Below are 9,421 nucleotides of genomic sequence, written 5' to 3' on the forward strand. Positions count from 1 at the left end.
GGAACGGCACAATTAAGATCTCAAAAGGCTTTTGATCTGTGTGAAAGTTTTGCCCTTTCTGGCGCAGAAACTCTGATCATGAATTAATTATAAATTTTAAAAGTTAAGTACGGGAAATTCAAGTCTCTGCCGTACGAGAGCAACACTTATGAAATTCAATATTGTCAACGAGATAAAATTAAGTTATTCCAGAAAAGGAAATTCTGAAAAATTAGTTAGTAGTTCGCGGGACGCAGTGGATGTATTCCGTCAGCACTTTGACCGTGATGAAATGGATTACCGAGAATCATTTTTTGCCTTATATCTAAATCAGGCTCACAAAGTTTTAGGGATAAGAAAAATTTCTGAATCGGGAATTTCTTCCACGGTTGTCGATGTCCGTATCATCATGCAGGCGGCACTGCTTTGTAACGCTTCAGCGGTGATACTCGCACACAATCATCCCTCTGGAAATTTGAAACCTTCTGCCGAAGATCTGAAAATTACGCAAAGCATTAAAAGCGCATCAGAATTTTTAAACCTTAAATTACTGGATCATGTCATCCTAACATCAACCGATCATTTATCATTTGGCGACGAAGGTCTTTTGTAAATGAATTCATATTATTAAAAAAAATACACGACAGTTCAAATATTGTCGTGTATTTTCAGATTCGGGCGAAAAGACAATTCCTTCCGGTGGTCGGAAACGTCTTTTCGCAAAAAGTAGGGATACAACTCTTATGTTATGCCTCACAAAACCTCCCTGCTTCATAAAAGTTGTGAGCCTGTGTAGATTTAATGTTTTATTAAATGATGAAGATATTCTACTGTTCTTCCAGTACCCATTGCTTGCTTGCTTTGAAATCGCTTGTATTCAATCATTGAACAACGATAAGTTCCCAAACCATTCATCATCTCCTTAATAACAGGATATGAAATAAATCCTTCATTATTGTAACTTAAGAAAATATGCTGAAAATCGCATTTTTGTAAAAGATCAAACATCCCATTTTCAGCCTCTGATCTTAAACAGAACTTTGATGTATTGTAGGATCTCAAACCAGCCTTTCCCCTAGGCTCAAAATCGATATCATACAAAGCGATGGTGTTCAACAAATGATAATAGGAACCATATTCTCTGCCATTGTACGGAGGATCCAAATACAGGATATCACCTTTCACCTGGGTAATTAATTCGTTGCTGTCCTTATTAAATATTTGATATTCAGGATGTGATAGTTGCGTTCTTTTAACTGCAAGTAACTGTAAATTTTTAGTGGCGGTTGTTTTTACTGTTTTTAGGTAAGCACAGTACATGGAGGCTGCGTTAGCAACTTTATCAACCGCTTTTAACAAGGTAGCCTATAAAAGGATATAGAAATCTTGAACTATCTCAGAACTTTCAAATCGTCGTTCAATATCCATCCTTATGGCATCTATTTTTTGACCATTTTCGGATGAAAAATATAACCGACCAGCTGTTCCGCATTCCGAATATTGATTAAATATAAATCCTTCCCTCCCATCTAATTGATTTAATTCCTCAAGCATTGCCCGGTATTTCTCTTCTGATACTTTGCTAAAGAATGCACTGTTAATAACAAAGCTATAGTATTCCCTATCATCGTAAATGATACTTTTAACTTTGTCATGGAAATAGTTTCCCACTATTCCTGTTCCTGCAAAAAGATCGCAGAAGCTGCAATCAGTCAATTTTAGTTTTACAGACTTTGAAATGACATTGTAGATAAACCCCGATAGTCTTTTTTTAGATCCCAAATAATTCATTTTTATTTGCAATCTCCTTTATAATGGGGATGCAACTTTATATAGTCCAGTATTGACGTGATTTTGCTTTGAAAGTCGCATTTTAAGATCTTCATGCTCAATATTTTTCAGACCTAAGCAATTGATATCGCTGTTGTTTCATTATGTCAGCCCCTTTTTATAGTTTTACAAAATGAACCCAATCTATAATGAATACTATGTCAATGGAATAAGTGCCAATTTCGTAAAGAAACTATGGATTTCAGACAATTCTGAAGACCAGCCTCCAATAATAAACAAAGGTGTTCCTCCCAACGGATGTTTTACGATTTCCATTATTCAAGGGAATGGACTATCTGTAAAACATAAAGATAATACAATGCATTTATCGGAAGGTATTTACTTCTGTGGACAAATCACCGAAACATTATACATCGATATTCTTTCCGGAACAAAAGCAACGATGATCCAGCTTTTCCCTTGGACACCAGCATATTTTGGGTTTTCAGATGCACACCTATATACTGATAACATCTGTGCTGTAAATGAAATAGTACTGCTGAAAACTTTAGATTTACATAAGATGATGGGTTTAAGTAACAGATTGATATGCCAATATCTTGTAGAAGCTTTTACCCCTTTGTACAGAACCAATGGCTCTGTAGATTTAATCTTTCGAAGTACGCAGCTGATTATGACTAATAAAGGAAACATCACCGTTGCTTCAATAGCTAAATCACTGAATTGTTCCGAGCGGCATCTGCAAAAATTATTTAAAAGCTTCATTGGTATACGCCCAAAGCTTTTTATTAACATTATAAAATTACGTGAGGCTCTGGATGATGTCGTCCACCCTATTGACAAACCAGTGACAATGACTCAACTGGCTGTATCCAACGGCTATTATAACCAGTCGCACTTCAACAATACTTTTGCTTCTTTTACAGGAACAACACCTAAAAATTTTAAGGAAAAGGAGTTTTTCCTTACGATAAAAAAATAATAATATGTTCGCATTTTTACAAGGCTAGCTTTATACATTGTAGTAAATTCGTCACATTACAATTGATAAAAGATGAATGAACCTACCTCATTTCCGAATTCAACGATACTCTTACAAAAAATAAAAAGCGCTTTTATGCAAGGTCTCAGACTAAGGAGAATCATATTCCTCTTTATATTAATGTTTGGATTCTTCTGTGTTAATGCGCAGAAATCCAATTCGAATAGCGATAAAGCTGCTTTTGGAGATTGGGGAATTGAAACAAGATTCATCAGTAAGTCGGTAAATCCTGGTGATGACTTTTACACTTACGTGAATGAAGGTTGGTTAAAATCAGCAATAATTCCTGTCGGTGCTTCGGGCTTTAATAGCTTCAGTGAAGCTAAAGACAAAATCAATCTTAAGATCAACAATATGATCCGTGAAGGAGCTAAAACAGGTCATTCAAAAAAGAAGTCGCTAGAGCAGATCAGCTCGGTATACTTAGGATATTTGAATACGGATCATATGGACAAACTGGGCATTAAGCCCATTGAGAAAGATCTTCAAAATATTTTAGCTATTCGAAGTTATGAAGAAGCCGCAAAATGGATGGCTGATCCGAAATCTTTTTCGCTCATCGCTATTCATACCGGACCCGACCTCAATGACAGAAGCAAATTTTTAGTTTCATTGAATGAGAGCGGTATCGGATTGCCCTCACCTGAATATTACACAAAAGAGGATGCTATGTATATCAAGCATCGAAAAGCTTACAAAGAGTATATCATTAGAACTTTTGATCTAGCAGGTATCAATAATGCTGACCGACGTGCTGATGACATCCTGAACATTGAAACAAAATTAGCTGCTTTACAGTGGACTCCTGCGCAGATGCGAGACAGCAAAATCAACTCGCACGTTATCCACACTCTAGATTTAAAAAGTTTTGCTCCAGGTTTTCCCTGGAAAGTTTTCCTCAAGGAAAGACAGGTCGACAACGTAGATCAGGTTATTTTACAGGCAGATTCAGCAATTAAAGCAAAAGCACAGTTATTTGGCGAAACACCATTGGATGTCTGGTCATCATACCTTGCATTTCATTGGATCGTCAACCACTCTACCCTTTTATCAAAAGATTTCAGGGAGAATTATTTTAATTTTTATGGTACCCAATTGAGCGGTATTCGAACAGATACGCCAAGAGATCAAAAATCAATTCAGTATGTCAACAGTCGCATGGGACAACTTGTCGGAAAACTTTATGTTGAAAAATACTTTCCTGAATCTCATCTCAAAAGTATTAAGGATCTGGTTGGATATGTTCGGAAAGCATTCTCGGAAAGGCTTGAAAAACTCGATTGGATGGATGATCAAAGCAGAAAGGAAGCCGTTGATAAGCTGAATGCAGTAACAGTAAGGATTGGATATCCTGATGTTTGGCGCGACTATTCGTCATTAAAGTTAGATGCAAAAAATCCGGTTGCCAATGAGCAAATGATTGCAAAAGCCAATTGGGATTATGAAAGGTCACTTCTAGATAAAAAATTTACCAGTAAGGAATGGTACCAAATGCCACAGACCGTTGATGCCACGAGCAGTAAATTATACAATTCCATAGAGTTTCCTGCAGGAATTCTGCAGCCTATCTTCTTTGACCCAAATGCAGATGCAGCGGTTAACTTCGGTGCAATAGGGGCGATTATCGGGCACGAGCTTGGGCATTGTTTCGACGATCAGGGATCCCTGTTTGACGGTAATGGGGTCATGAGAGATTGGTGGACAACGGAAACAAGAAAACAATTTGAAAATAGAACTCAGCTCCTTATTGAACAATACAACAGCTTTTCTCCTTTGGATGGCATTCATTTGAATGGAAAACAAACGTTGGGAGAAAATATAGGTGACCTGACAGGAGTTGTTGTTGCTCACACAGCGTATCAACTCTATCTAAAAGATCATGCGGATGAAAAGAAAAATCTAGATGGCTTCACACCTGATCAAAGATACTTTTTGTCTTTTGCACAGGTAAACAGAAGCCTTTACACACCCGAAGCATACAGGCTAAGTGCTGAAAAAGATTATCATGCCCCTGCCCAATACCGGGTAAATGGTGTTGTAAGAAACGTAGATGCCTGGTACAAAGCTTTCAATATCAAAAAGAATGATGGACTTTATCTTAAACCAAAGGACAGAGTACGGATCTGGTAATTATTGTGATAAATAGGATGAGAAATTGTCCCATTAAAATTACAGATCTTGCTCTTAGTAATATGAATTTAAAGCTTTAAATTGAAAAACCCCACTTTTTTTAGTGGGGTCTATAATTAGTCAAAGTTGTCGAATTCAAAATCAACCTTTTTTTCGTTTCCAAAATTATCTTTGATCCAGATACTGAACTGATGGGATTCAGTGGCTTGAGATGTGTAGTATAGCCTGAAATGCTTTTGAGGCAGAAGATACTCATCATTAGGCAAGTAAGGGGGGTCACTGAAATATTGAAGCTTGCCAGCACCTTCATATTGAAAATAACGAATATAATATTGCGCTCCACTGAAATCTGATGTGGTCAAGAGCGAAATGCGAATTTCTACCGTTTCATTCTCAGCTATTTTACCAGGAACTGGCATTATTTGAACTTCAAAAGGAAAGTCCTGTTGAATTTCCAGATCGCTGTTCTGACAGGAATTAAATACAAAACTAATTAAGAAAATTGCCATTGCATACTTATATAGTTGCAAGATCTTTTTGTTGAGTACATTTTTCATTTACAAGCTTTTTTAAAAATTAAATCGCATTCCGAAACCAAACAAAGCGTGAAACTCACCGAGCTGACTTTTCTGCAAATAGCGCAGCTGCCCATTGACCAAAAAAACCAAATGTTCTGTCAGGTAACCTTCGATGGACAGTTTCCCACCTGCACCGTAAATGAAATTCTCGGTTGCATTAATAATCGAGCCATCGTAGATTATTTCATTTCCCCTATTGATCTGCTCATAACCTGCAAGCCCTCCTAAACCAAGATTGATATTGACATTCCGCATCAGATCTCCCCACACATAGAGACTGTAACCCCCATTGAAAAGGAAGGTATCAATCGGGATATCGTAATGGGCATATTCGTAATACTTTTTGCTGTATTCGGCCAATCCGAAGAGGTAATTACCGTTTTTGGTGTAAGAAATAACACCTGCACTTAGAGCGTAATTTTGCTTTTCAGGAGATTGTGGAAATACTGAATATGAAATTTCGAATCCTTTTTGATTAGGGATCATTTGCTGAGCCAGAGTTTCTATACTCATCGTAATAATAAAGATGACGGCTAAAAATATCTTGTTCATCTTAGTTCGTTTTTATGTTTAAACCTTTGATCAGCCTGGCTTGCATCAGGTCTTTATTGTCAAGCTGAACCTTCTGATGCCTTTCCCCATTCTTTTCCAGAATTTCAATTTCCAACACCTGATCTTTCAGAAGGGTAAACTGATACAATAAATAAACTCCTGATATGTCAGAATGATGAGCAGCTGTCATTGTTGGAAAATATACCCTAACCGGCTCTAAGAGTTTATCCTGAACGACCGTTCTTTTCAAATTCTTCTTATCGATAATTTTGAAATTGACCAGATCAATGTCATACGCCACATTGCTGCTGTTTTTAACCTCTAAGGTGAAAAAGAACTTGCTGTCATTGACGTGCAGTGCCCGGACTGAAAACTGGATCCCATAGCTTCTGGACGATATGTGTTTGATGGTCTTGGTGCTTTTTTCATACAGGTTTTCCAGGATGAGCGCTGTCAAGGAGGACGAACTTCCCCTGAGATCTTCAAACAGGACATTCGCAATATACTGGCGCTCATTGCCTCTCTGCATCTTTAAAAGGTCATAGCTGAGTGCATCAGGATATGAACTGTAAAACACATCGAAGCTGTAGAACTTTCCGTCTTCGGTGATCACCGAAAAATTGGTTTCTTCTTCGAAGTCCCGGACTGCCGATTTGATCCGAAGAACATTTCCAACAGACTCAGCCTTATTGGCGACCAGCAGGTCACTCCCCAGGTCAACATATCGGATTGGAGAAGGAAAAAGCAGGTGCGAGGTTTTATTGTAGGTGACCTGCATTTTGTAGGGCTGTAATCTAGCCTCTTCTAATGGAAGATATGTAAAGATAGAATCCTGCGCCAGTGCCCTTACTGTCAAAAGCAGAAATACGATCATCAAAAGATAATGGCTTTTTATTTTATTCATTTTATTGTTTTTAATGGGTTATTTTTTTGGCACAAGCAAAACCTGATGGCCCGCTTTTACCTTTACTTTTTGTTGTCTGACCCGCTTCTGGAAATAACCTGACACCCCCTGCACCACGCCTCTGCTTAAATCCGCCGCGATCTGCTGACCTGCCGACTGCGTCATCATAATGTTGGTACCAGAAGTTTGCCCCATACTGCCCACAATGTCGTTCACAGCATTTTGCTCCGCTGAATAAGGAACATATAAGCCGAGCTGACCATCATTGTCATGAACATTGATCTCTACAGGATAAATGCTACCCTGATATTCTATCGACGAAATTTTCAATTGCAGTCTCCCACCCTGAAATTTGCCGTTTGCCTTCAGTAAGGTTCCTGCAGGAATTTTGGTATGAGCCAGAAGCATACTTTCCAAAATTCTGATCGATAATGTACTTTCATTGGTCATCGTCATTGACTCTTGTACAAGACCTTTGATCGCATTTTTTGATTGTTTTGAATCATTTGTTTCATGCTGAGTTCCGAACAATCTATTATCATTCAGACCAGCCAGAAAGGCGCTATCCGATGGCTCTCTGTACAATGAAGAGACAATATTTAAGTGAGCGGGTCTTACTGCGGTGAGCAGTACCTTATTTCCAGAAGGCTGCATCACATCCTCTTCTCTTGATACAGGATCTTCCTGCTTATTACTTTGGGGAAAGTATTTCGCAGCCATTTGGTAGGATTTTTCCATCAGCTCCAATTGGTCATTAACCCCAAGACCAGCAGGAACAGCATTGTTCTGCAAAGCTTCATTCTTTAATCTGGATATTTCTTTCCTAAGATTATTCACTTCCTGATCATCCCTGCTGTAGAAGGAACCTAATGTCTGCTGCACATTGCGATAGCTGTTAACTGCACTCGGATTAGATGTTGACAAACTATTCGGAGTAGCAGTCAATGACGTCTGATCAGAATTTTGGTTAAGGCTGTTTTGGTCAGTCCAGTAATCAGACAAGGTGGTCATCGCATTTCTTTTCTCTTCATTTTTTTGCTCCAGCAATTGTTGCTCATAGGCTTTCTGTTTATCAGATTGTAATTGGTCTTCCTTTGCCTGTGGTATACCTGCATTAAATCCAGATTGATCAATTATTTTATTCTCCTTGGGCTTAAAGATGAGGTAGAGGCATCCGGCACAGACAACAGCCATCAGAAAATAAATGATCGGCTTTTTAAATCGTTCCAACGGAAATTTCTGCAGACCTTCTGCTTCTCTTTCCCGTTCCTGCGATTCGCCCTCCGTGATCTTGATCTTATTCGAATCTTTCATTATCCTATTTTTTAATGGTTGAACCCGTTTTGTTATCCTGTGTCGGTCTTTTCACAGCAGTATGATCTGATATGGTCGTAATATGACTGATCGACATGGTGTTGTTATTATTAGCTGTTGTGATAAAGATGCTGATCAACACCAGTAAGGTAACTACGGTATAACCTGCAAAAAACAGCTTGGTGAAAAACCTCTGGCGTTTCGCCGGGAGCTCTTTCCATTTTCTGTCTGCATGCAAAATCTGGCGCTCTATTTTATCCCTTATTTTTTTCATTGTTCTGACTTTTAACGTTCAACAGTTTCAACATCTTTGTTTTCAAGGACATTAAATTTTTCAATCGTAAATCCCTGGGGATTGCTGTCTGACCTTACGGAGTTCACTAATGAACAATTGGTGATCAGACTTCGTATCGTCAGATTGCTGGATCGGATAATGAACTGTCTTGCAAACGTTTTGACGTTATAAGGATAGCTGTCGAAGTTGGCAACGACACTGTCAACCTCTATCCTCTGCTGGATATTCCCCGAGATGATCCGGTTGTAATAGCCTTTCTCCTGCAGGTCTTTGTAGTAATCGAATGCAGACTGGTCTGCCAGATTGAAAGCTCTTTTGACATTGCTCTCGATGGCATTCTTATCCGGAGCCACAGTAAAGAAAAGCTCGTGAAAACGCCTTACATGCTCCCTGGCCTCGACAGGCCTATTGATCGACATATCCTGAGACAGGGCTACCATCAGTGATTTACCGTTATCCAGCACGTAGATCTTCTGACGTTGTTCTTCTGCAAATTGATAGGACTTGAAAACGACGACCCCGACCACTCCGAAACAGAGTACCGCAAAAACAAATGTGAATAAGCGGATCTGTTTGAAACTGCTCTCTATATTTCTTAAAGTTTTAAATTCCATAGGATCATATTTTTATTTTAATAATCTGCCTGAGATATTGCCTGTTGCTGAGCCTGCTGCTGCTCCCGCAATATTTCCTGATTTTGTGGCGGTCTGGTTGACATTGCGCATAAAGTTACCGGCGCCTCCTGCCTGAATGACCCAGCCGGTAACCGTCGGAACTGTAAAGTATCCGATGATCCCGATGATCATATAGATGATGTAAACCGTGTTAGAAGTATC

10 protein-coding genes and 1 pseudogene are annotated in these 9,421 nt (G+C 38.8%); 3 read left to right on the forward strand and 8 right to left on the reverse strand.

Annotated elements, in window-relative coordinates:
• The first annotated feature begins 148 nt into the window (after positions 1–148).
• Positions 149–592 (forward strand): JAB domain-containing protein, encoded by a 444-nt coding sequence (locus tag AC0N32_RS19470; RefSeq protein WP_476395495.1) that lies wholly within the window; start codon positions 149–151, stop codon positions 590–592.
• 185 nt (positions 593–777) lie between these two features.
• Here AC0N32_RS19470 and AC0N32_RS19475 read toward each other — a convergent pair.
• A pseudogene (locus tag AC0N32_RS19475) lies at positions 778–1,770 on the reverse strand (DNA adenine methylase).
• Positions 1,771–1,942: 172 nt separating this feature from the next.
• On the opposite strand from AC0N32_RS19475, the gene AC0N32_RS19480 reads away from it, so the two are divergent.
• Positions 1,943–2,752, forward strand: a complete 810-nt coding sequence (locus AC0N32_RS19480; RefSeq protein WP_476395496.1) for a helix-turn-helix transcriptional regulator — start codon at positions 1,943–1,945, stop codon at positions 2,750–2,752.
• A gap of 135 nt (positions 2,753–2,887) precedes the next feature.
• A complete protein-coding gene (locus AC0N32_RS19485) occupies positions 2,888–4,942 on the forward strand; it encodes a M13 family metallopeptidase (protein WP_476395497.1) in 2,055 nt (684 codons plus the stop codon).
• A gap of 116 nt (positions 4,943–5,058) precedes the next feature.
• Here AC0N32_RS19485 and AC0N32_RS19490 read toward each other — a convergent pair whose 3' ends face one another.
• The 7 genes from AC0N32_RS19490 to AC0N32_RS19520 all read right to left on the reverse strand — a co-directional run.
• Entirely contained in the window at positions 5,059–5,499 is a 441-nt protein-coding gene (locus tag AC0N32_RS19490) for a DUF3872 domain-containing protein (protein ID WP_476395498.1), read from the reverse strand.
• A gap of 12 nt (positions 5,500–5,511) precedes the next feature.
• Positions 5,512–6,072: a conjugal transfer protein TraO gene (locus AC0N32_RS19495; protein WP_476395499.1), complete on the reverse strand. Its 561-nt coding sequence runs from the start codon at positions 6,070–6,072 to the stop codon at positions 5,512–5,514.
• A gap of 1 nt (position 6,073) precedes the next feature.
• Positions 6,074–6,976, reverse strand: coding sequence for a conjugative transposon protein TraN (gene traN, locus AC0N32_RS19500; protein ID WP_476395500.1), 903 nt, complete (start codon positions 6,974–6,976; stop codon positions 6,074–6,076).
• Positions 6,977–6,994: 18 nt separating this feature from the next.
• Positions 6,995–8,290, reverse strand: coding sequence for a conjugative transposon protein TraM (gene traM, locus AC0N32_RS19505; protein WP_476395501.1), 1,296 nt, complete (start codon positions 8,288–8,290; stop codon positions 6,995–6,997).
• A gap of 4 nt (positions 8,291–8,294) precedes the next feature.
• Positions 8,295–8,564, reverse strand: coding sequence for a hypothetical protein (locus AC0N32_RS19510; RefSeq protein ID WP_476395502.1), 270 nt, complete (start codon positions 8,562–8,564; stop codon positions 8,295–8,297).
• 11 nt (positions 8,565–8,575) lie between these two features.
• Complete coding sequence (gene traK, locus AC0N32_RS19515; RefSeq protein WP_476395503.1) at positions 8,576–9,199, reverse strand: conjugative transposon protein TraK; 624 nt, start codon at positions 9,197–9,199, stop codon at positions 8,576–8,578.
• 12 nt (positions 9,200–9,211) lie between these two features.
• Positions 9,212–9,421: TraJ family protein (locus tag AC0N32_RS19520; protein WP_476395504.1), on the reverse strand; the 210-nt coding region annotated here is incomplete at its 5' end.

Source organism: Chryseobacterium endophyticum (assembly GCF_056333165.1).